The 21,515-nt window shown below is 69.6% G+C and carries 19 protein-coding genes and 3 pseudogenes; 21 read left to right on the top strand and 1 reads right to left on the bottom strand.

Going from position 1 to position 21,515, the window contains the following annotated elements; translation table 11 throughout:
• The first annotated feature begins 30 nt into the window (after positions 1-30).
• From RUMESO_RS14120 to RUMESO_RS14105, 4 genes are all read left to right on the top strand, one after another.
• On the top strand, positions 31-309 hold the full coding sequence (locus RUMESO_RS14120; RefSeq protein ID WP_037281195.1) for a DUF5337 family protein: 279 nt from the start codon (positions 31-33) through the stop codon (positions 307-309).
• Positions 310-314: 5 nt separating this feature from the next.
• Positions 315-1,610: an NADH-quinone oxidoreductase subunit NuoF gene (nuoF, locus tag RUMESO_RS14115; protein WP_037281194.1), complete on the top strand. Its 1,296-nt coding sequence runs from the start codon at positions 315-317 to the stop codon at positions 1,608-1,610.
• Between the two features lie 67 nt (positions 1,611-1,677).
• The gene (locus RUMESO_RS14110) at positions 1,678-2,034 is read left to right on the top strand and encodes a hypothetical protein (RefSeq protein WP_037281193.1); all 357 of its coding nucleotides are present in this window, start codon (positions 1,678-1,680) and stop codon (positions 2,032-2,034) included.
• Between the two features lie 78 nt (positions 2,035-2,112).
• Positions 2,113-2,508 (top strand): hypothetical protein, encoded by a 396-nt coding sequence (locus tag RUMESO_RS14105; protein WP_156362950.1) that lies wholly within the window; start codon positions 2,113-2,115, stop codon positions 2,506-2,508.
• 43 nt (positions 2,509-2,551) lie between these two features.
• On the opposite strand, the gene RUMESO_RS14100 is transcribed toward RUMESO_RS14105, so the two are convergent.
• Positions 2,552-2,782, bottom strand: coding sequence for a hypothetical protein (locus RUMESO_RS14100; protein WP_037281191.1), 231 nt, complete (start codon positions 2,780-2,782; stop codon positions 2,552-2,554).
• Between the two features lie 150 nt (positions 2,783-2,932).
• Here RUMESO_RS14100 and RUMESO_RS14095 point away from each other — a divergent pair, with 150 nt between their 5' ends.
• From RUMESO_RS14095 to RUMESO_RS14015, 17 genes and pseudogenes are all read left to right on the top strand, one after another.
• Positions 2,933-3,412, top strand: coding sequence for a DUF3291 domain-containing protein (locus RUMESO_RS14095; protein ID WP_037281190.1), 480 nt, complete (start codon positions 2,933-2,935; stop codon positions 3,410-3,412).
• 210 nt (positions 3,413-3,622) lie between these two features.
• Positions 3,623-3,946 (top strand): annotated as a pseudogene (locus RUMESO_RS14090) (DUF5333 domain-containing protein); the annotation flags it as partial.
• 116 nt (positions 3,947-4,062) lie between these two features.
• Positions 4,063-6,073: pseudogene (gene nuoG / locus RUMESO_RS14085) on the top strand (NADH-quinone oxidoreductase subunit NuoG).
• Between the two features lie 175 nt (positions 6,074-6,248).
• Positions 6,249-7,289 (top strand): NADH-quinone oxidoreductase subunit NuoH, encoded by a 1,041-nt coding sequence (gene nuoH / locus RUMESO_RS14080; RefSeq protein ID WP_037281189.1) that lies wholly within the window; start codon positions 6,249-6,251, stop codon positions 7,287-7,289.
• A gap of 1 nt (position 7,290) precedes the next feature.
• Positions 7,291-7,791 (top strand): NADH-quinone oxidoreductase subunit NuoI, encoded by a 501-nt coding sequence (gene nuoI, locus RUMESO_RS14075; RefSeq protein ID WP_037281188.1) that lies wholly within the window; start codon positions 7,291-7,293, stop codon positions 7,789-7,791.
• Between the two features lie 5 nt (positions 7,792-7,796).
• Positions 7,797-8,195: a carboxymuconolactone decarboxylase family protein gene (locus RUMESO_RS14070; RefSeq protein WP_037281187.1), complete on the top strand. Its 399-nt coding sequence runs from the start codon at positions 7,797-7,799 to the stop codon at positions 8,193-8,195.
• Positions 8,192-8,419, top strand: coding sequence for a hypothetical protein (locus tag RUMESO_RS14065; RefSeq protein ID WP_037281186.1), 228 nt, complete (start codon positions 8,192-8,194; stop codon positions 8,417-8,419). Before RUMESO_RS14070 ends, RUMESO_RS14065 begins: the two co-directional genes overlap by 4 nt.
• Entirely contained in the window at positions 8,419-9,051 is a 633-nt protein-coding gene (locus RUMESO_RS14060) for an NADH-quinone oxidoreductase subunit J (protein ID WP_037281185.1), read from the top strand. Before RUMESO_RS14065 ends, RUMESO_RS14060 begins: the two co-directional genes overlap by 1 nt.
• Entirely contained in the window at positions 9,048-9,353 is a 306-nt protein-coding gene (gene nuoK / locus RUMESO_RS14055) for an NADH-quinone oxidoreductase subunit NuoK (RefSeq protein ID WP_037281184.1), read from the top strand. Before RUMESO_RS14060 ends, nuoK begins: the two co-directional genes overlap by 4 nt.
• Positions 9,354-9,357: 4 nt before the next feature.
• A pseudogene (nuoL, locus tag RUMESO_RS14050) lies at positions 9,358-11,606 on the top strand (NADH-quinone oxidoreductase subunit L); the annotation flags it as partial.
• 1 nt (position 11,607) lies between these two features.
• Complete coding sequence (locus tag RUMESO_RS14045; RefSeq protein WP_037281183.1) at positions 11,608-13,158, top strand: NADH-quinone oxidoreductase subunit M; 1,551 nt, start codon at positions 11,608-11,610, stop codon at positions 13,156-13,158.
• Positions 13,155-14,585, top strand: a complete 1,431-nt coding sequence (gene nuoN / locus RUMESO_RS14040) for an NADH-quinone oxidoreductase subunit NuoN (protein ID WP_037281182.1) — start codon at positions 13,155-13,157, stop codon at positions 14,583-14,585. Before RUMESO_RS14045 ends, nuoN begins: the two co-directional genes overlap by 4 nt.
• Positions 14,575-15,339: a biotin--[acetyl-CoA-carboxylase] ligase gene (locus tag RUMESO_RS14035; protein WP_037281181.1), complete on the top strand. Its 765-nt coding sequence runs from the start codon at positions 14,575-14,577 to the stop codon at positions 15,337-15,339. The genes nuoN and RUMESO_RS14035 overlap by 11 nt, the downstream gene beginning before the upstream one ends.
• Before the next feature lie 37 nt (positions 15,340-15,376).
• Entirely contained in the window at positions 15,377-16,150 is a 774-nt protein-coding gene (locus tag RUMESO_RS14030; RefSeq protein ID WP_037281180.1) for a type III pantothenate kinase, read from the top strand.
• A gap of 28 nt (positions 16,151-16,178) precedes the next feature.
• Positions 16,179-17,852, top strand: a complete 1,674-nt coding sequence (locus RUMESO_RS14025) for a ribonuclease J (protein WP_037281179.1) — start codon at positions 16,179-16,181, stop codon at positions 17,850-17,852.
• A gap of 273 nt (positions 17,853-18,125) precedes the next feature.
• Positions 18,126-20,627, top strand: a complete 2,502-nt coding sequence (locus RUMESO_RS14020; protein WP_082484086.1) for a putative PEP-binding protein — start codon at positions 18,126-18,128, stop codon at positions 20,625-20,627.
• 161 nt (positions 20,628-20,788) lie between these two features.
• Positions 20,789-21,496 (top strand): cell wall hydrolase, encoded by a 708-nt coding sequence (locus RUMESO_RS14015; protein WP_051521333.1) that lies wholly within the window; start codon positions 20,789-20,791, stop codon positions 21,494-21,496.
• The last annotated feature ends 19 nt before the right edge of the window (positions 21,497-21,515 follow it).

Here is a 21,515-nt window from a genome sequence, read left to right as displayed (position 1 = left end):
GCCCGGCTGGTGCCGCGCAGGGACCGTCCCGTGTCCCGTCCGGCGGCGCCGCTGACCGATCCGCGCCGCGCGCCCGCGCCGCCGCCGCGACCCGCGCCGGACCCGAAGGCGACCCGTGCGGGGCGGACCGCCGCCGCTGTGCTGGCGGGGACGGGGCTCTTCTGGATGATCGCCACCTGGGCGGCCGAGGCCTGGGGCTGGTCCATCCGGGTTCAGGCGCTTTGTGACCTTTTCGCGCTCGCGGGCTTCGGCTTCGGGCTCTATCTGACATGGCAGGCCTGGCGCATCGGCCGGGCACACAAGGGGTAAGGCCCATGCTTCTCGACCAGGACCGCATCTTCACCAACCTCTACGGGATGCACGACCGGAGCCTCGCGGGGGCGCGGGCGCGGGGGCATTGGGACGGCACCAAGGACATCCTCGCCAAGGGCCGCGACTGGATCGTCAACGAGGTGAAGGCCTCGGGCCTGCGGGGCCGGGGCGGCGCGGGCTTCCCGACGGGGATGAAGTGGTCCTTCATGCCCAAGGAATCGGACGGGCGGCCCTGCTACCTCGTGGTCAACGCCGACGAATCCGAGCCCGGGACCTGCAAGGACCGCGAGATCATGCGCCACGACCCGCACACGCTGGTCGAGGGCTGCCTGATCGCGTCCTTCGCGATGGGGGCGCACGCCGCCTACATCTACATCCGGGGCGAATACATCCGCGAGAAGGAAGCGCTGCAGCGCGCCATCGACGAGGCCTATGACGCGGGGCTGGTGGGCCGGAACGCCTGCGGCTCGGGCTGGGACTTCGACCTCTACCTGCACCACGGCGCGGGCGCCTACATCTGCGGCGAGGAGACGGCGCTGCTGGAGAGCCTTGAGGGCAAGAAGGGGATGCCCCGGATGAAGCCGCCGTTCCCGGCGGGCGCGGGGCTCTACGGCTGCCCGACCACGGTGAACAACGTCGAATCCATCGCCGTGACGCCGACGATCCTGCGGCGCGGCGCGTCCTGGTTCGCGGGCTTCGGCCGGCCGAACAACACCGGGACCAAGATCTTCGCGATCAGCGGCCACGTGAACAAGCCCTGCGTGGTCGAGGAAGCCATGTCCATCTCGTTCCGCGAGCTGATCGACACCCATTGCGGCGGCATCCGGGGCGGCTGGGACAACCTCAAGGCGGTGATCCCGGGCGGGTCGTCGGTGCCGGCGCTGCGGGCCGACCAGATGGCCGACGCGATCATGGACTTCGACTGGCTGCGCGAGCAGCGGTCGGGCCTGGGCACGGCGGCCGTGATCGTCATGGACAAGAGCACCGACATGGTGAAGGCCATCTGGCGCCTGTCCAAGTTCTACAAGCACGAGTCCTGCGGCCAGTGCACGCCCTGCCGCGAAGGCACCGGCTGGATGATGCGGGTTATGGAGCGTATGGTGCGCGGCGAGGCGGAGGTCGAGGAGATCGACATGCTGCTCGACGTGACCAAGCAGGTCGAGGGGCACACGATCTGCGCGCTGGGCGACGCGGCGGCTTGGCCGATCCAGGGCCTGATCCGCAACTTCCGCGACGAGCTCGAGGACCGGCTTCGCGCCAAGCGCACGGGTCGCATCACGGCGGTCGCGGCGGAGTGATGGCGGCGACCTGACCTTGGGCCGCGCCGGCCTATCATCCCGGGCGCGGAACATCGGGAGGGTCGGGATGCCGAAGAGCCTGTTGATGGCGGGCGTCGCGCTGGTGCTGCTTGCCGGCTGCGAGGCCCCGACCGGCGGCACGCCGCCTGCGACGGTGACGGCCGTGGCCTCGGAGCCTCGGCCCCACATCTTTCCCGAATCGCTTGGGCGCTGGCCCGGCGGGGACCTGCTCGTCCCTTCGGAGGCGGCCTTCGTGACCGAAAGCCCGGCCCTGCGCGTCAGCGGCGCGGCGGACGAGGCGGCGGCGCGGATGGCGGCGGAGGGCTTCTGCGGCGGCGCCTTGTCCGTCCCGCCGGAGTTCGGGGGCGTACCGGCGCGACTCGACCCGCCGACCGGCGATTTCGTGCTCTACGCGACCTGCTGAGGACGCCCCGTCGGGCGAGGTGCCGAAGCCGTGGACCGTGCTACATTCCCGGACAGTCATCCAGCGGAGGGCATGGGAATGAGGGCTTGGGCTGTGGCCGTGGCGGTTCTGGGACTCGCGGGAGGGGCGGAGGCCGGGGGCTTCGCCCCGGTGGGGACGGTGCGGACCGTGACGGCGCCGGTCGTCGCCGCGCCGACCCCGCTCGAGTGGCTCCGCCAGGTCGGGCCGCAGGTCGGGCAGAACGTGAGGGTCCCGGCGAACGGCGGCTACGTGCCCGGGATCGAGTGGCACCGCGACGTCCAGGTTCGGGTGCGGACCCGGTCGGGCGCCCTTCTCACCCCGGCCGAGCAGGCTTCGATCCGGGCCCAGGCGCTGATCTGCGGCCGGGGCGAGGTGCGGGCACCCATGGCGCGCGTGGAGCCCAACGGGACGCTGGTGATCGACTACGACTGCGCTTGGCTGCAGGGCTCCTGACGCGCGGCCGGCTCCCGGGGCCGCGCGGCGTCGGGAGCGCGACTCAGTAGGTCGCGGGCGGGTCGCTGGCCGGGAAGCTCTCGTCCACGGCCTCGTCCACCTTGGTCCATTCGCGGCGGAGGGGGAGCGTCATCTCCTCCGGGCCGGCGTTGCGGACCGGATGGTAGGGCGACTTGGTCCCGCTGCCCGGATGGGCGGCGCGGGGCCGGAAGGCATAGGCGGCGCCGGCGAGACCGAGGGCGATCAGCATCAGCGTCGGGCGGTTGAAGGTCATGGCGGGTCTCCCCTGAGGCAAGTGGCTGGAGAGCAACGGCGGCAAAGGGCGGGATGTTCCACGGGCGCGCGCCGAGGCCCGCTCCGCCGAGGGCCTTGGCAGCGCGCCGGTCCGCGGCCTAGCCTCGGTGGGCAGGCTTCGGAGGACCCCATGCCCCATCTCGCCCAGCTCAACGTCGGCCGCCTCGTGGCCGAGACGGACGACCCCCGGGTGGCCGAGTTCATGGCGGCTCTCGACCGGGTGAACGGCCTGGCCAAGCGGATGCCGGGCTACGTCTGGATGATGGAAGGATCCGAGGGCCTGGGGAACACCGAGACCAAGATCGGTGGCGACCCGCGATTCGTCTCGAACCTCACGGTCTGGGACTCGGTCGAGGCGCTGGAGCGATTCGTCTGGGGCACCATCCACCGGCGGTTCTACGAGCGGAGGGTGGAGTGGTTCGAGGTCCTCTCGGGCCTGCGCCTCGTCATGTGGTGGGTGCCGGAGGGACACCGGCCGACGCTGGAGGAAGGGCTGGAGCGGCTCGCGCATCTGGAAGGGCAGGGCGACGGCGACCACGCCTTCGGCTGGCGGCACCTTCCGCAGGCGCGGCTCTGGCGCGAGAGGGCCTGCGCGCGCGGGGCGGCCTGAGCGGGGCGTCGCCCGCTCGCGGGGTGTTGATATGGCCTAGCAGGGGGTCCGCTCCCATATGGGGCGTCGGAACGGCCGGACCGGGAGAGCCCCGCAACCGGCCCCCCGGACAGGAGCCACCCGCATGACCCATTCCCTGCGACCCCTCGCGCTCGGCCTGCTGGCGGCCCTTCCCACCGTGGCGGGCGCGCAGGACCGCCCCCCCTCGGGCAGGTGGAGGTCATCACCGAGGGCCTCATCGACACCGCCATCGCCTACGAGCTCGACCGCAAGTGCGACGAGCTGGAGGGGCGGCGCTTGCAGGGGATCGCCTTCCTCTGGTCGCTGGCGGCGCAGGCGCAGCGGCTGGGCTACTCGCGCGAGGAGATCGAGGCCTTCATCGACGACAAGGACGAGAAGCACCGCCTGGAAGGCATCGCGCGGGAACGGCTGCGCGGCATGGGCGCGGTCGAGGGCGAGTGGGACACCTACTGCGCGGTCGGGCGCGAGGAGATCGCCAAGGGCAGCCAGATCGGGAAACTCCTCGACGATTGATCCCCTCGGGGTTGCGAGAAGGCCACGCGAAGCGTCTGGCCTCCCCGGAGGCTTCCCGCTAGAACGCCGGGCAAATCGGGGCGCCCCCGCGTCCCGCAGCCGAAAGGGATGCCCGGATGTCCGACCAGAAGCCCATCATGATCGACGGCACGGTCTACGAGGTGCCGGGGGGCGCTGACGATCCTGCAGGCCTGCGACATGGTGGGGATCGAGGTCCCGCGCTTCTGCTACCACGAGCGGCTGTCGATCGCCGGGAACTGCCGGATGTGCCTCGTGGAGGTCGTGGGCGGGCCGCCGAAGCCCACCGCCTCCTGCGCGATGCAGGTCAAGGACCTGCGGCCCGGCAAGAACGGCGAGCCGCCGGAGGTCAAGACCAGCTCCCCCATGGTCCGCAAGGCGCGGCAGGGGGTGATGGAGTTCCTGCTCATCAACCACCCGCTCGACTGCCCGATCTGCGACCAGGGGGGCGAGTGCGACCTTCAGGACCAGGCGCTGGCCTACGGCATGGACTTCTCGCGCTACCGCGAGCCCAAGCGCGCCACCGACGACCTGAACCTCGGGCCGCTGGTCGAGACGCACATGACGCGCTGCATCTCCTGCACGCGCTGCGTCCGCTTACGACGCGAGATCGCCGGCATCGACCAGATGGGCCAGACCGGCCGGGGCGAGGACTCGGAGATCACCTCGTACCTCAACCAGACGCTGAGCTCGAACCTGCAGGGCAACATCATCGACCTCTGCCCGGTGGGTGCGCTGGTCTCCAAGCCCTACGCCTACAAGGCCCGGCCCTGGGAGCTGACCAAGACCGAGACCGTGGACGTCATGGACGCGCTCGGCTCCAACATCCGCGTCGACGCCAAGGGCCGCGAGGTGCTCCGCATCCTGCCGCGCAACCATGACGGCGTGAACGAGGAGTGGATCAGCGACAAGACCCGCTTCGTCTGGGACGGCCTGCGGCGGCAGCGGCTGGACACGCCCTATGTGCGCGAGAACGGGCGGCTGCGGAAGGCGACCTGGGGCGAGGCGCTGTCGGTCGCCGCGCAGGCGATGCGCGGACGGCGGGTCGTGGGCCTCGTGGGCGACCTCGCCCCGGTCGAGGCGGCCTATGCGCTCAAGGACCTGATGGCGCGGGTCGGCGGCACGACCGAATGCCGGACCGACGGAGCGAAGCTCTATGCCGGGACGCGCGGTGGCTATGCCGGGACCGCGAAGATCGCAGACATCTCCACGGCCAAGCGCATCGTCATCGTCGGCTCGAATCCGCGCGTCGAGGCGCCGGTGCTGAACGCCCGCATCCGGGGCGCCTACCTCAAGGGCGCGCAGGTGACGGTGATCGGCGAGGCGGCGGACCTCACCTATTCCTACGATCACGCCGGCGAGGATCGGGCGGCGCTGGAGAAGCTGGCGCAGGGCGCGCAAGCCACCGAGAACGCCGTGGTGATCCTGGGGCAAGGGGCGCTGCGCGAGGCGGACGGCGAGGCGGTGCTGTCGCACGTGCTGGCCCTGACGGAAGCGATGGGCGCCAAGCTGCTGATCCTGCACACGGCAGCGTCGCGCGTGGGCGCGATGGACGTGGGCTGCGTGACCGAGGGCGGGATGCAGGCCGCCGTCGAGGGCGCCGAGGTCATCTGGAACCTCGGCGCCGACGAGATCGAGATCCAGCCCGGCCCCTTCGTGATCTACCAGGGCAGCCACGGCGACCGGGGCGCGCACCGCGCCGACCTGATCCTGCCCGCCGCGGCCTACACCGAGGAGAACGGCCTCTTCGTCAACACCGAAGGGCGGCCGCAACTCGCGCTCCGCGCCGGCTTCGCGCCGGGCGAGGCCAAGGAGAACTGGGCGATCCTGCGCGCGGCGTCCGCTGCCATCGGCTCGGCGCAGCCCTGGGACAGCCTCGCGCAGCTTCGGCAGGCGATGATCGCGGCGCATCCCGTCCTGGGCGAGATCGACACGGTGCCCGAGAACCGGCTGCCGCATATCCCGCCGCGCCCGATGGGGCAGGCGACCTTCCGCAACGTCCTCCGCGACTTCTACCTGACCAACCCCATCGCGCGGGCGAGCCAGCTCATGGGCGAGCTCTCGGCGCAGGAAGCAGGTCGGGGGCGGCCGAGGCTCGCGGCGGAGTAGGGCCGTGACCGGCTGGCCCCGCTCGCGAGATTGCGGCGGAATCGGCTGGAAACCGGCGGGCGGATGCTGTTTACACCCACACGCCGACGGCCCTACGGGGCTTCGGCGGATGGGTCCCGAAACCATGGTGGCCGGTCGCGGCCCGAACGGCGGATCGACGGTCTAGAGGAACGCGATGGTCGAATTCTTCACGCAGAACTGGCTCGGCATCATCCTCCTGACGCTCGGGCAATGCCTTCTCATCGTGGTGCCCCTGCTGGTGGCGCTGGCCTTCCTTCTCTACGCCGACCGCAAGATCTGGGCGGCGGTGCAGATCCGGCGCGGGCCCAACGTGGTGGGCCCCTTCGGCCTGTTCCAGAGCTTCGCGGACTTCCTCAAGTACATCGTCAAGGAAGTGGTGATCCCGGCGGGCGCGGACAAGACCGTGTTCCTGCTGGCGCCGATGATCTCGTTCGTCGTCGCCATCATCGCCTGGGCGGTGATCCCGTTCAGCGACGGCTGGGTCCTGGCCGACATCAACGTGGCGATCCTCTACGTCTTCGCGATCTCCTCGCTGGGCGTCTACGGGATCATCATGGGCGGCTGGGCGTCGAACTCGAAGTACCCGTTCCTGGGGTCGCTGAGGTCCGCCGCGCAGATGATCTCCTACGAGGTCTCGCTCGGCCTCATCATCATCGGCGTCATCATCTCGACGGGGTCGATGAACTTCGGCGCCATCGTGCGGGCGCAGGACACCGGCTGGGGGCTGCTCGGCTGGTACTGGATACCGCACTTCCCGATGGTGTTCCTGTTCACGATCTCCGCGCTGGCCGAGACCAACCGCCCGCCCTTCGACCTGCCCGAAGCCGAGTCCGAGCTCGTGGCGGGCTACCAGGTGGAATACTCGTCCACCCCCTTCCTCCTCTTCATGATCGCCGAGTACATGGCCATGGTGCTGATGTGCACGCTGACGGCGATCCTGTTCTTCGGAGGCTGGCTCTCGCCCATCCCGGGCCTGCCGGACGGCGTGCTCTGGCTGGTGCTCAAGATCCTGATCTTCTTCTTCATCTACTCGATGGTGAAGGCGATCACCCCCCGCTACCGCTACGACCAGCTCATGCGCCTCGGCTGGAAGGTGTTCCTACCCTTCTCGCTCTTCTGGGTCGTGCTGGTGGCGTTCCTGGCGAAATACGAAGTCCTGGGCGGCCTCTGGGCCCGCTGGACCTGGGGAGTCTGACATGGCGACGACGCAGTTCGACTACGGCCGCGCGGCGAAGTACTGGTTGCTCGTCGATTTCATCAAGGGCTTCGCGGTGGGCATGAAGTACTTCTTCAAGCCCAAGGAGACCCTCAACTACCCGCACGAGAGGGCGCCGCTCTCCCCCCGCTTCCGGGGCGAGCACGCGCTGCGCCGCTACCCGAACGGCGAGGAACGCTGCATCGCCTGCAAGCTCTGCGAGGCGGTCTGCCCGGCGAACTGCATCGTCATCGACGCCGAGCCGCGCGAGGACGGCTCGCGCCGGACGACGCGCTACGACATCGACATGACCAAGTGCATCTACTGCGGCCTTTGCCAGGAGGCCTGCCCGGTCGACGCCATCGTCGAGACGCCCAACCTCGAGTTCTCGACCGAGACGCGGGAGGAGCTGTTCTACGACAAGCAGAAGCTCCTCGACAACGGCGCCCGCTGGGAGGTCGTGATGGCCCGCAACCTCGAGCTCGACGCTCCGTACCGGTGAGCGGGATGGCCGACCCCAACAACCCCTTCGCGGCGATGATGCAGATGGGCCAGGACTGGGCCCGGGCGGTGAACCCGGCGCTCGAGTCCTTCACGCCCAAGGGCTTCGAGGCGCTGCTGCCGACGATGCCCAAGGACATGATGGAGATGTTCCTGGGCAAGACCATGAATCCCGAGGGGCTCGACGCCAAGACGCGGCTCCTCGTCACGCTCGCGGGGCTGACGATCCAGGGCGCCCAGGCCGAGCCGCAGGTGCGCCTCACGGTGCGCCATGCGCGGGAGGCGGGGGCCTCCAAGCAGGAGATCGCGGAGACCATTGCGGTGGCCGGCCTCTTCGGCGGGGTGCCCGCGATGGCCAAGGCCATGGAGCTCGCCACCGAGGCGATGAAGGAGGACAAGTCGTGACCGACGAGCCCGACAGCCTCACGCTCCGCTACCTGCCGCGTCTCGACGAGAAGATGGACCGGCCCGGCGACCAGGTGAGCGACCTCTCCGCCGAGATCCGTGCCATCAAGAGCCACATGGCCGGCTTCATGCAGAACGAGGTGGCGCAGGACGGCGCCATCGCCACAATCCGGCAGCGGCTCGACCGCATCGAGCGCCGCCTCGATCTTCAGGAGACGCGCTGATGACCGCGCACGCCTTCATCTTCTACGTCTTCGCCGTCACCACCCTCGCGGGCGGGCTCATGACGGTCATCAGCCGCAACCCGGTGCATTCGGTGCTGTGGCTCATCCTGTCGTTCCTGTCCTCCGCCGGGCTCTTCGTGCTCCTGGGCGCGGAGTTCGTGGCGATGCTCCTCGTGATCGTCTACGTGGGCGCGGTCGCGGTGCTGTTCCTCTTCGTCGTGATGATGCTCGACGTGGACTTCGCCGAGCTCAAGGCCGAGATGGCGCGCTACATGCCGCTCGCGCTGCTGATCGGGCTCATCATCATCATGCAGCTCGCCATCGCCTTTGGCGTCTGGCACGTCGATGCGGGCGCCTCGGGGCGGATCGCGGCGCCGATCACCGGCATCGACAACACCCGCGCCATCGGGCTGCTGCTCTACGACCGCTACTTCCTGCTGTTCCAGCTCGCCGGGATGATCCTGCTCGTGGCGATGATCGGGGCCATCGTGCTGACCCTGCGCCACCGCCAGGACGTCAAGCGCCAGGACGCGCTGGCCCAGATGTTCCGAGACCCGGCCAAGACGCTGGCGATCCTGGACGTGACGCCGGGGCAGGGCGTCACGGCCCCCATCGAAGGAGCCCGCCAATGATCGGCGTCGAGCATTACCTGACCGTATCGGCCGCGCTGTTCGTGATCGGCATCTTCGGGCTGTTCCTGAACCGCAAGAACATCATCATCCTGCTGATGTCGCTGGAGCTCATCCTCCTCGCGGTGAACATCAACTTCGTGGCCTTCTCGTCCTTCATGGGCGACCTCGTGGGCCAGATCTTCACGCTCTTCGTGCTGACGGTCGCGGCGGCCGAGGCGGCCATCGGGCTCGCCATCCTGGTCTGCTTCTTCCGCAACCGCGGCACGATCGACGTCGAAGACGTCAACGTCATGAAGGGCTGACGCCGTGACCTCGATCATCCTCTTCGCGCCCCTGGTCGGCGCCCTGGTCTGCGGCTTCGGCTGGCGCCTGATCGGCGAGAACGCCGCCTGCTGGTTCGCGACCGCGCTCCTGTTCCTCTCGGCCTTCCTGAGCTGGATCGTCTTCTTCACGGTGGACGGTCCCGCGCTGCACGTCGAGATCCTGCGCTGGATCCAGTCGGGCACGCTCGACTCGGCCTGGTCGATCCGCCTCGACCGCCTCACGGCGGTCATGCTGGTGGTCATCACCACCGTCTCGGCGCTCGTGCACCTCTACTCGGTGGGCTACATGGCCCATGACGAGAACTTCCACGAGGGCGAGAGCTACCGTCCCCGCTTCTTCGCCTACCTCTCGCTCTTCACCTTCGCGATGCTGATGCTGGTGACGGCGGACAACCTCCTCCAGCTCTTCTTCGGCTGGGAAGGGGTGGGCCTCGCCTCCTACCTCCTGATCGGCTTCTACTTCCGCAAGCCCTCCGCGAACGCGGCGCAGATCAAGGCCTTCATCGTCAACCGCGTGGGCGACTTCGGCTTCCTGCTGGGCATCTTCGCGCTCTACTTCCTGGTGGACTCGATCCAGCTCGACGACATCTTCGCCGCCGCGCCCGGGCTTGCGCAGACCCAGCTCACCTTCCTCTGGACCGAGTGGAACGCAGCCGAGCTCGCGGCGGTGCTGCTGTTCATCGGCGCCATGGGGAAATCAGCGCAGCTCTTCCTGCACACCTGGCTGCCGGACGCGATGGAGGGCCCGACGCCCGTCTCCGCGCTCATCCACGCGGCCACCATGGTCACGGCCGGGGTCTTCCTCGTCTGCCGGATGTCGCCGCTCTTCGAGGTCGCGCCCTACGCCAAGACCTTCGTGATGTATGTCGGCGCGGCGACGGCCTTCTTCGCGGCGACCGTGGGCCTCGTGCAGAACGACATCAAGCGCGTGATCGCCTATTCGACCTGCTCGCAGCTCGGCTACATGTTCGTGGCGGCGGGGGCGGGCATCTACGGCGCCGCCATGTTCCACCTGTTCACGCACGCCTTCTTCAAGGCCATGCTCTTCCTCGGCGCGGGCTCGGTCATCACCGCGACGCACCACGAGCAGGACATGCGGAACTACGGCGGGCTGCGGAAATACATCCCCTACACCTTCTGGGCGATGATGATCGGGACGCTGGCCATCACCGGCGTCGGCATTCCGCTCACCTACATCGGCTTCGCGGGCTTCCTGTCCAAGGACGCCATCGTCGAGTCCGCCTGGGCCTCGGGCAACGCCTTCGCCTTCTGGGCGCTGGTGCTCGCCGCCGCGATGACCGCCTTCTACTCCTGGCGGCTGATCTTCCTGACCTTCTACGGCGCGCCGCGCTGGGGCCATGCCCATCACGACGCCCACCACGTCGCGGCCCATTCCCAGCCCGACCACGGCGGCGCCCCCCTCGTGGGGACCGAGGCCGGGCCGCATGACCACGGCGACCACCACCACGTCCCGCACGAGAGCCCGATGGTCATGCTGATCCCGCTCGGCGTGCTGGCCGTCGGCGCGGTCTTCGCGGGGATGATCTGGCACAACAGCTTCTTCGGCGACCACGAGCGCATGGTCAGCTTCTTCGACATGCCCGAGCACGGCGCCGAGAGCAGCGAGGCCCGCGCCGGCGACGCCGAGGCCGAGCCCGCCGCCGAACCCGGCGACACCCCGGCCCAGGCTGCCGAGGAGGCGACCGGCCAAGCCAGCGCCGCCGCGCCCGAGGAGGCCACCGCCGCGCCCGGCGAGCCCGCCGAGGTCATGGCGCCCCCGCTGGGCGGCGGCATCGCGATGAACGAGGCGAGCACCGAGGTCCTTGAGGCCGCGCACGCCTCGCCCTGGCTGGTGAAGATCTCGCCTTTCCTCGCCATGCTGCTCGGGACCGGGCTGGCCTACGTCATGTACATCCGCCGGCCCGACCTTCCGGGCCGCGTCGTGGCCGCGAACCGGCCGCTCTACGAGTTCCTGCTGAACAAGTGGTACTTCGACGAGATCTATGATTTCGTCTTCGTCCGCCCGGCCGGTGCGATCGGCCGGTTCCTCTGGCGGCGCGGCGATGGGACCGTGATCGACGGCACCATCAACGGGTGGCGATGGGCTTCATCCCGACCTTCACCCGCGCGGCGAACCGGCTCCAGTCCGGCTACGTCTTCCACTACGCCTTCGCCATGGTCATCGGGATCGCGATCCTGCTCACCTGGTTCACTCTCACCGGGGGGTCGAGTGATGCTCCTTTCGCTCGTCACCTTCCTGCCCGCCATCGGCGCGGTGGCGCTCCTCCTGCTTCGCGGCGACGATGCCGCGTCCCAGCGGAACGCCAAGTGGATCGCCTTCGCGACCACCCTCATCACCTTCGTGGCCTCGCTCTTCATCTGGGGCCGTTTCGACTACGCGAACCCGGGCTTCCAACTCGTCGAGGAGCGGCAGTGGCTCCTCGGCCTCAACTACAAGCTCGGCGTGGACGGCATCTCGCTGCCCTTCGTCCTGCTGACCACGTTCCTCATGCCGCTGGTGATCGGCTCGGCTTGGAACGTCACGCACCGCGTGAAGGAATACATGGTCGCCTTCCTGATGCTCGAGACGCTGATGCTCGGCGTCTTCGTGGCCCTGGACCTGATCCTGTTCTACCTCTTCTTCGAGGGCGGCCTGATCCCGATGTTCCTCATCATCGGCATCTGGGGCGGCCAGAACCGCATCTACGCGGCCTTCAAGTTCTTCCTCTACACCTTCCTCGGATCGGTCTTCATGCTGGTCGCGATGGTGGTGATGTTCCAGCAGGCCGGGACGACCGACATCCCGACGCTGATGGGGTTCCAGTTCGACACGGCGCCGATGCGGATCCTGAACATCACCGTCCTGGGCGGCCTCCAGACGCTGCTGTTCCTGGGCTTCTTCCTGAGCTTCGCCGTGAAGATGCCGATGTGGCCGGTCCACACCTGGCTGCCGGACGCGCACGTGCAGGCGCCGACGGCGGGCTCGGTGGTGCTGGCGGCGATCCTGCTGAAGATGGGGGGCTACGGCTTCCTGCGCTTCTCCCTGCCGATGTTCCCGGTGGGGTCCGAGGTCATGGCGCCCGTCGTGCTCTGGATGTCGGCCATCGCGGTCGTCTACGCCTCGCTGGTGGCGCTGGTGCAGACCGACATGAAGAAGCTCGTGGCCTACTCGTCGGTCGCTCACATGGGCTTCGTGACCATGGGCATCCTGGCCGCGAACCAGCAGGGCGTGGACGGCGCGGTCTTCCAGATGCTGAGCCACGGCTTCATCTCCGCCGCGCTCTTCCTCATCGTGGGCGTGATCTACGACCGGATGCACACGCGCGAGATCGCGGCCTATGGCGGCCTCATCAACCGGATGCCGGCCTATGCGGCGGTGTTCCTGCTCTTCACCATGGGCAACGTCGGCCTGCCGGGGACGAGCGGCTTCGTGGGCGAGTTCCTGACGATGGCCGGCACCTTCCAGGTGAACACCTGGGTCGTCGCCGTGGCCTGCACGGGCGTGATCTTCTCGGCGGGCTACGCGCTCTGGCTCTACCGCCGCGTCACGCTCGGCGAGCTGGTCAAGGAATCGCTGCGCGGCATCACCGACATGGACCGGCGCGAGAAGGCGATCTTCGCCCCGCTGATCGTCATGACGATCCTGCTCGGGGTCTATCCGTCGCTGGTGACCGACATGGTCAGCCCGACCACCGAGGCCCTGCTGGGCCCGGTGCAGGAGGCGCAGGCGGCCTTCGGGCCTGAGACTCAAGTGGCGCAAGCCGAAGAAGGGGCGGCCGAATGAGCGGCGACATCGATGTGATCCGGCCCGAGGTCTACCTCGCCATCTACTGCCTGCTGGCGCTGCTTGGCGCGGCCTTCACGATCCGGGACCGGGCGACGCCCATCCTGATCTGGCTGACCGCCATCGTGCTCGCACTCATGGCCTGGTGGATCGGCGCCAAGGACGGCCTCGACCTCGCCTTCGCGGGGAGCTTCGTGGACGATGGCTTCGCCCGCTTCGCCAAGGTCACGATCCTGCTCTCGGCCGCCGTGGTGCTGCTCCTGAGCGAGGACTACCTGCGCCGCGCCAACGTGCTGCGGTTCGAGTATCCGATCCTCGTGGCGCTCTCGGTGCTCGGCATGATGGTGATGGTCTCGGCGGGCGACCTGATCGTCCTCTACATGGGGCTGGAGCTTCAGGCGCTGGCCGCCTACGTGCTGACCTCGATCCGCCGCGACTCCGTTCGGTCCACCGAGGCCGGGCTCAAGTTCTTCGTGCTGGGCGCGCTGAGCTCGGGCCTTCTCCTCTATGGGGCCTCGCTGACCTACGGCTACGCCGGCACGACCGCCTTCGCCGGGATCATCGCGGGCACGGCGGACGGCGTGTCGCTCGGGCTGCTGTTCGGCCTCGTGTTCATCTGCGCGGGCATCGCCTTCAAGGTCTCGGCCGCGCCCTTCCACATGTGGACGCCCGACGTCTACGAGGGCTCGCCCACGCCGATCACCGCCTTCCTCGCCACCGCCTCCAAGGTCGCGGCCACCGGACTCCTGGCGCGGATCGTCTTCGGCGCCTTCGGGATGGTCGCGGGCGACTGGCAGCAGATCGTGGCCTTCCTGTCGGTGGTCTCGATGTACCTCGGCTCCATCGCGGCGATCGGGCAGCGGGACATCAAGCGGCTGATGGCCTATTCCTCGATCTCGCACATGGGCTTCGCGCTCATGGGGCTCGCCTCGGCGACCGAGTTCGGGGTCCAGGCCATGCTGATCTACATGGCGATCTACGTCGTGATGAACCTCGGCACCTTCGCCTTCATCCTGTCGATGGAGAAGAACGGCCAGCCGATCACCGACATCCGGATGCTGAACATGTTCTCGCGGACCGAGCCCGCCAAGGCGCTGGCGCTGCTCGTGCTTCTGTTCTCGCTCGCCGGCGTGCCGCCGATGGTCGGCTTCTTCGGGAAGCTCTACGTGCTGCGGGCCGCCTACGAGGGGGACCTGACCTGGCTCGCCATCCTGGGCATGATCGCCTCGGTGATCTCGGCCTTCTTCTATCTCCGCATCGTCTACTTCATGTACTTCGGCGAGGAGCGGCAGCCCATCGACGGGCGGATGTCGGGAATCAACTGGGCGATCCTGATGGGCTCGGCCGCGATCATGATCCTGGGCGTCGTGAACCTCTTCGGGATCGAGGGCGTCGCGGCGGCCGCGGCGGCCACCCTTGTCCAGTGACGTCCCTGCCTCGGGCCTTTGGCCCGAGGGCTATGATCTCGTCGTCCTCGACGAGGTGGACAGCACCATGGCCGAGGCGCGCCGCCGCGCCCCGGATCTGACGCGCCCGACCTGGATCATGGCGCGGGAGCAGACCAACGCGAAGGGGCGGCGTGGCCGGACCTGGCTGGGCGGCAACGGCAACCTCGCCGCCACGCTGGTCTACAAGCCCTGGTGCACCCCGGCGCAGGCCGCCGCCCGCAGCTTCATGGCCGCGAACGCCCTGTTCGAGAGCCTCGCGCTCTACATCGACCGCGACCTCCTCGCGCTGAAGTGGCCGAACGACGTGCTGCTCAACAACGGCAAGGTCGCGGGCATCCTGCTGGAGAGCGCCTCATCGGCCGAGGGGCCGCTGGTGGACTGGCTCTCGATCGGCGTCGGCGTGAACCTCGCGAGGGCCCCGCACGACACGCGGACCGAGTTCCCGCCCGTCTCCCTCGCGGGGGAAGGGGGCGAGACGGTGGGCCCCGAGACCTTCCTCGCGGTCCTCGCCGGGCATTTCGCCACGCAGGAGGGCAAGCTCGAGGCCATGGGCTTCCCCCGCATCCGCGAGGACTGGCTGGAGAAGGCCGCGCGGCTGGGCGAGATCGTGACGGCGCGAACCAGCACGCGCGAGATCACCGGCGTCTTCGAGACCGTGGACATGGCCGGCAACCTGATCCTGCGGGTCGAGGGCAGGGAGGTCCTGATCCCGGCGGCGGACGTGTACTTCTGATGGGGCGGGATCGTGCCCCGGCGCCGGGGGTCCGTTGATGCTCCTCGCCATCGACTGCGGCAACACCAACACCGTCTTCGCGGTCTGGGACGGGACGAAGTTCCTCGGCACCTGGCGGATCGCCACCGACTGGCGGCGCACGGCGGACGAGTACTTCGTCTGGCTGACCTCGATCATGCAGCTCCAGCGCGTCGAGGCGACGGTCGACGAGGTCATCATCTCGTCCACCGTGCCGCGCGTGGTGTTCAACCTCCGCGTCCTCTCGGACCGCTACTTCGGCTGCCGGCCCCTGGTCGTGGGCAAGCCCGAATGCCGCCTGCCGCGCACGCCGCGCGTGGACGAGGGGACGCAGGTCGGCCCCGACCGGATCGTGAACGCGACCGGCGCCTATGACCGGCACGGGGGCAACCTGATCGTGGTGGACTTCGGCACCGCCACGACCTTCGACGTGGTGGACGACGACGGCGCCTATGTGGGCGGCGTGATCGCGCCGGGGGTGAACCTGTCGCTGGAGGCCCTGCACATGGCCGCCGCCGCGCTCCCCCATGTGGACGTGACCAAGCCGCAGCGCGTGATCGGCACCAACACCGTCGCCTGCATGCAGTCCGGCATCTTCTGGGGCTACGTGGGCCTCGTCCGTGGCATCTGCGACCGCATCAAAGGCGAGCGGGCGCGCGAGATGTGCATCGTCGGAACCGGGGGCCTCGCCCCGCTGTTCGGGCAGGGCGACGTTCTCTTCGACCGGATCGAGGACGACCTGACCATGCACGGCCTGACCGTGATCCACGCCTACAACAAGGAGACGGCATGACCGTCGAACACCTGAGGACGGCCGCCCGATGAGCGGTGAGCGCCTGATCTACATGCCGCTGGGCGGCGCCGGCGAGATCGGCATGAACGCCTATGTCTACGGCTACGGCAAGCCCGACCAGGAGCGGCTGGTCGTCGTGGACCTGGGCGTGACCTTCGGGGACATGGATGGGACGCCCGGCATCGACCTGATCCTGCCCGACGTCCAGTGGCTCGCCGAGAGGCGCGACCGCATCGAGGCCATCGTCATCACCCACGCGCACGAAGACCATGTGGGGGCCGTGGGCCTCGTCTGGGACCGCCTGCGCGCGCCGATCTACGCGCGCAAGTTCACCATGGCCATCGCGAAGCTCAAGCTCGAGGAGCGGGGCGCCGCCATCCCCGAGTCGATGCTGCGCGAGGTCGGGCCCTGGCCCGAGACCTTCAAGGCCGGGCCCTTCACCCTGGGCCTCGTGCCCATCAGCCACTCGATCCCCGAGAGCGCGGGGATGGTAATCGACAGCCCGGCGGGCCGGATCGTCCATTCGGGCGACTTCAAGATCGACCCGACGCCGGTGGTGGGCGAGCCCTTCGACCCCGAGCTCTGGCGCGAGATCGGCAAGTCCGGCGTTCGCGCGCTGATGTGCGATTCGACCAACGTCTTCTCCCCCCATCCGGGGCGGTCCGAGGCGTCGCTGGCGGACAACCTCTCGGCGCTGCTGCGCGAATCGCGGGGGCTCGTGGTCGCCACGACCTTCGCCTCCAACATCGCGCGGCTCCAGACGCTCGCCAACGCGGCGCAGGCGGCGGGACGGTCGGTCTGCCTCCTCGGTCGGGCCATGCGGCGGATGGTGGAGACCGCCATCGAGACGGGGCTGCTCACGCAGTTCCCCCGCACCGTGTCGCCGGAGGACGCAAGCCAGATCCCGCGCGAGAACCTGCTCCTCCTCGTGACCGGCTCGCAGGGCGAGCGGCGCGCGGCGGCCTCCCAGCTTTCGAGCCAAGGCTACATGGGCCTCGTGCTGCAGGAGGGGGACACGTTCCTCTTCTCCGCCCGCACGATCCCGGGGAACGAGAAGCCGGTGGCGCGGATCATGAACCAGCTCTCCGAGAAGGGCGTGGACGTGATCGACGACCAGGGCGGGCGCTACCACGTCTCGGGCCATGCCAACCGGCCCGACCTGGAGACCTTCCACGACCTCGTCAGGCCGCAGTTCCTGATCCCCATGCACGGCGAGCACCGCCACCTGCGCGAGCACATGAAGCTCGGCGAGGCGAAGGGGCTGAAGGGCATCATCGCCACCAACGGCATGATGATCGACTTGTCGGGCAACGCCCCCAAGGTGGCCGAATACGTCGAGGCCGGGCGCACCTACCTCGATGGCAACGTGCTCATCGGCGGCATGGACGGCATCGTCCGCGACCGGATGCGGATGGCGATGAACGGCCACGTCACCGTGACGCTGATCGTGGACGAGAACGACGATCCCCTGGGCGAGCCCTGGTGCGAGCTCATGGGCCTGCCCGCGCGGGGACGGTCGAACTCCGACCTCGTGGAGGTGCTCGAGGCCGATCTGGGCCAGTTCATCCACCGGGCCGAGAAGCGGACGCTGAAGGACGACGAGAGGCTGGAGAAGGAGCTGATCCGCATCGTCCGCCAGACCTCGCAGGCCGAGATCGGCAAGAAGCCCGAGGTGACGGTGGTGGTGTCGCGGCTGGTGTGAGGCGCGGCAGGGCGTCCGAGCGGGTCGCGGCGCGAGGAGGCCCACGGGTGCGCTTCGGCGCGCCGCCTCCCGTCGCGCATGTCGCGCCGGGGCGCGCCCTTCAGGACGGTGTGTCCCCGCGCGATGGGTCCCCAGCGACCCTCTTTGGTCGCAAACGGCGGCGGCGCCCTTTCCGTGGGCGGCCTGCCGCACTATGCTGCACCGCGAAAGGATGCCGCAGTGCAGCGCCACGTCGCCTTCCCGCAGATCACCCTGGTCACCCCGGACGCCCCCATGTCGGCCGAGGTCTACGGGGGCCGTGCCAAGTGCCTTCAGCGCCTGATCCGCCTCGGGATGCCGGTGCCGCAGACCGTGGCGCTGTCCTTCGAGACGGTGCGGGGGATCGCGCAGGGCAGGATGCCGGACCTCGGCGCGATCATGGCCCCCTTCGGCTTCGCGCCGCTGCTGTCGGTGCGCCCCTCCAGCCTCGACCCCGACTGGGGGGGGCCGGGCGCGATCCTCAACATCGGCATGTGCCGCGACCGCTACGAGGCGCTCATGGCCACGGCGGGGGAGAGGGCGGCGACCTCGCTCTACCTCCGCTTCGTCCAGAGCTACGCGGTCCACGTCGCCCACCTCGACCCCGAGCCCTTCGACCTCCCCGAGGAGCCCACGCGCGACGCCCTCAAGGCCATGCTCGACGCCTATGAGCGCGAGACGGACGAGCCCTTCCCCCAGGACCCCGCCATCCAGGTCGGAGAGGTGCTCCGCTCCATGGCGCGCGCCTGGGAGGGGACGACCGCGCGGCTCCTGCGGCAGGCCAAGGGCGCCCCGGCCGAGGCGGGTCTGGGGCTCGTCGTGCAGGCCATGGCGCTGGGCGTGGGGCGGGGCGAGAGCGGGTCCGGCGTCATCCAGTTCGTGAATGCCGAGACCGGTGAGCCCTGCGTGATGGGCCGCTACCTCGCCCAGAGCCAGGGCCGCGAGGCGCTGAGCGGCAAGCGCGAGACGATGCCCCTGACCAAGCAGGCCGGCAGCCCTTCGCTCGAGGAGCTGGCCCCCTTCGCGCTGCGCGAGCTCCTCGCCCATGGCAAGGTCGGGCGCGAGCGCCTGCGCGAGGAGATGCAGATCGAGTTCACCCTGGAGAACGGGCGCCTCTGCATCCTCGACGCGGTGCGCGTGCCGCGATCCGCCCGCGCCGCCGTGCGGATCGCCGTGGCGCTGGCGCAGGACGGCGTGATCCCGCGCGAGGAGGCGGTGATGCGGGTGGAGCCCGGCTCGCTCACCACGCTCCTGCACCGCCAGGTGGACCCCGCCGCGCCGCGCGACCGCATCGTGACCGGCATCGCGGCGAGCCCCGGCGCCGCCTCCGGCCGGATCGTCTTCTCCGCCGCCGACGCCCAGGCCAGCGCGGCGCGGGGCGAGCCCTGCATCCTCGTGCGCCGCGAGACCACGCCCGAGGACATCCGGGGGATGCACGCCGCCTCGGCCGTCCTCACCGTCCGCGGGGGCATGACGAGCCACGCGGCGGTGATCGCCCGGGGTCTCGGCCTCCCCTGCGTCGTGGGCGCCTCGGAGCTGGAGATCGACCGGCGGCGGCACGTCGTGGTCGCCCCGGGCGGGCGGACCTTCGGCGCGGGCGACATCGTCACGGTGGACGGCACCACCGGCGACCTGCTCGCGGGCGAGGCGCCGACGCTCGACGCGGCGCTCGACGATTCGTTCCGGACCCTGCTCGACTGGGCCGACGATTTCCGCGACCTGGGCGTGCGCGCCAACGCCGACACGCCGCAGGACGCCCGCATCGCCCGCGACTTCGCCGCCGAGGGGATCGGCCTCTGCCGCACCGAGCACATGTTCTTCGAGGGCGAGCGCATCGGCATGATGCGCGAGATGATCTTCGCCGAGAGCGCGGCGGAACGGCGCGCCGTGCTCGACCGCCTCCTGCCCATGCAGCGGGACGACTTCGCCGCGCTCTTCCGGATCATGGCGGGCAAGCCCGTCTGCATCCGCCTCTTCGACCCGCCGCTCCACGAGTTCCTCCCTTCCGACCGCCAGGGCCTGCGCGACCTCGCCGAGGTTCTGGCCCAGCCGCTCTCGGACGTGGAGGCGCGGGTCGAGGCGCTGCGCGAATACAACCCGATGCTCGGCCTGCGTGGCGTCCGGGTCGGCATCACCGTCCCCGAGATCTACGAGATGCAGGCCCGCGCCATCTTCGAGGCCGTCGTCCAGGCGCGCGGCGGCGGCGAGCCCGTGGTGCCCGAGGTGATGATCCCGCTCGTCTCCGCCCGTCGCGAGGTGGAGCTGGTCAAGGCCCGCGTGGATGCCGTGGCGGCGGCGGTGCGGGCCGAGACCGGCGTGGACTTCGCCTATCGGCTCGGCGTGATGGTCGAGACGCCGCGCGCCGCGCTCCGCGCCGCCGAGATCGCGCAGCACGCCGCCTTCCTGTCCTTCGGGACCAACGACCTCACGCAGATGACCTACGGCCTTTCGCGCGACGACGCCGGCCGGTTCCTGGGCACTTATGTCGCGCAGGGCGTCTACGAGGAGGACCCGTTCCACTCGCTCGACCTCGACGGCGTGGGCGAGCTTCTGCACATCGGGGCCGAGCGGGGACGTCGGGGACGCCCGGACGTGGTCCTCTCGATCTGCGGAGAGCACGCGGGCAGTCGCCGCGCCATCGAGTTCTGCCGGCGCGAGGGGTTCGACTATGTCTCCTGCTCGCCCTACCGCGTCCCCGTTGCGCGACTTTCCGCCGCCCAAGTTGCCTTGGGATTCCGTTCCGAATCAGAAGCTTGATTTCGCCTAGTGTCATTGCCGCAACAGCTAGGCGGATTATTTCCAACCGCTCTGGCGGTGTGTCGCGCATGCACCTGTGGCTACATAGACACAATGGAACCTAATTCGTAGTCCCTCTGCAGGTGGCGGGGATCACCCGCTCGGAACGGTGGGACAGTGCGATGACGGTGAAGTTCGAGCGCGCGACGTGGCGCGCCATCGCGGTGGGCTCGGCCCTCGCGGTTCTGGGTGCGGGGTCCGCCACGGCCTCGGGGGCCGACCTCGATGGCCATCTCGAATCCCTTCTGGGCGTGACGCGACAGGGCGCCGAGGTCTCTCTGGCGGCCCGCGACGGCGCGCTCCCCCCCGCCGCCGAGCGGGGCATCGCGACCGCCGAGGCCGAGGAGCCCGACCTGACGTCCATCGAGGACCTGATCGCCGAGGCCGATCCCAAGGGCGATGCCGAGTGGGAGTGCCTCTCCCAGGCCATCTACCACGAGGCCCGGGGCGAGCCGGTCGAGGGCCAGATCGCCGTGGCCGAGGTGATCCTGAACCGGCGCGACAGCGGCCGGTATCCCTCGACGGTCTGCGGCGTCGTCGAGCAGGGCACCGGCAAGCGCTACCAATGCCAGTTCAGCTACTACTGCGACGGCCTGTCGGACGAGATCCGGGACCAGCGCGCCTGGGCCGAGGTCGGCCGCGTCGCCCGCGTGATGATCGACGGCGCCCCGCGCGGGCTCACCAGCGGGGCGATGTTCTACCACACCAGGGCCGTCGAGCCCTACTGGGCCGCCAAGTTCACCGAGACCGCCGAGATCGGCGCGCATCTCTTCTACCGCGAGGGCGACGAGGTCCGCATGGCGTCCAGCGCCTCCCGCGCCTCGGACTGACCCTGCTTGCCGGGGTCCC

Source organism: Rubellimicrobium mesophilum DSM 19309, assembly GCF_000600335.2.
GTDB lineage: Bacteria > Pseudomonadota > Alphaproteobacteria > Rhodobacterales > Rhodobacteraceae > Rubellimicrobium > Rubellimicrobium mesophilum.
This window is presented reverse-complemented; position numbering and strand designations above follow the sequence as displayed.

Excerpts from the sequence above, each read along its gene's own strand:
- nuoF (WP_037281194.1), top strand. The coding sequence starts at position 315 with ATGCTTCTCGACCAGGACCGCATCTTCACCAACCTCTACGGGATGCAC.
- RUMESO_RS14110 (WP_037281193.1), top strand. The coding sequence starts at position 1,678 with ATGCCGAAGAGCCTGTTGATGGCGGGCGTCGCGCTGGTGCTGCTTGCC.
- RUMESO_RS14105 (WP_156362950.1), top strand. The coding sequence starts at position 2,113 with ATGAGGGCTTGGGCTGTGGCCGTGGCGGTTCTGGGACTCGCGGGAGGG.
- RUMESO_RS14100 (WP_037281191.1), bottom strand. The coding sequence starts at position 2,782 with ATGACCTTCAACCGCCCGACGCTGATGCTGATCGCCCTCGGTCTCGCC.
- RUMESO_RS14095 (WP_037281190.1), top strand. The coding sequence starts at position 2,933 with ATGCCCCATCTCGCCCAGCTCAACGTCGGCCGCCTCGTGGCCGAGACG.
- nuoH (WP_037281189.1), top strand. The coding sequence starts at position 6,249 with ATGGTCGAATTCTTCACGCAGAACTGGCTCGGCATCATCCTCCTGACG.
- nuoI (WP_037281188.1), top strand. The coding sequence starts at position 7,291 with ATGGCGACGACGCAGTTCGACTACGGCCGCGCGGCGAAGTACTGGTTG.
- RUMESO_RS14070 (WP_037281187.1), top strand. The coding sequence starts at position 7,797 with ATGGCCGACCCCAACAACCCCTTCGCGGCGATGATGCAGATGGGCCAG.
- RUMESO_RS14060 (WP_037281185.1), top strand. The coding sequence starts at position 8,419 with ATGACCGCGCACGCCTTCATCTTCTACGTCTTCGCCGTCACCACCCTC.
- nuoK (WP_037281184.1), top strand. The coding sequence starts at position 9,048 with ATGATCGGCGTCGAGCATTACCTGACCGTATCGGCCGCGCTGTTCGTG.
- RUMESO_RS14045 (WP_037281183.1), top strand. The coding sequence starts at position 11,608 with ATGCTCCTTTCGCTCGTCACCTTCCTGCCCGCCATCGGCGCGGTGGCG.
- nuoN (WP_037281182.1), top strand. The coding sequence starts at position 13,155 with ATGAGCGGCGACATCGATGTGATCCGGCCCGAGGTCTACCTCGCCATC.
- RUMESO_RS14030 (WP_037281180.1), top strand. The coding sequence starts at position 15,377 with ATGCTCCTCGCCATCGACTGCGGCAACACCAACACCGTCTTCGCGGTC.
- RUMESO_RS14025 (WP_037281179.1), top strand. The coding sequence starts at position 16,179 with ATGAGCGGTGAGCGCCTGATCTACATGCCGCTGGGCGGCGCCGGCGAG.
- RUMESO_RS14020 (WP_082484086.1), top strand. The coding sequence starts at position 18,126 with ATGTCGGCCGAGGTCTACGGGGGCCGTGCCAAGTGCCTTCAGCGCCTG.
- RUMESO_RS14015 (WP_051521333.1), top strand. The coding sequence starts at position 20,789 with ATGACGGTGAAGTTCGAGCGCGCGACGTGGCGCGCCATCGCGGTGGGC.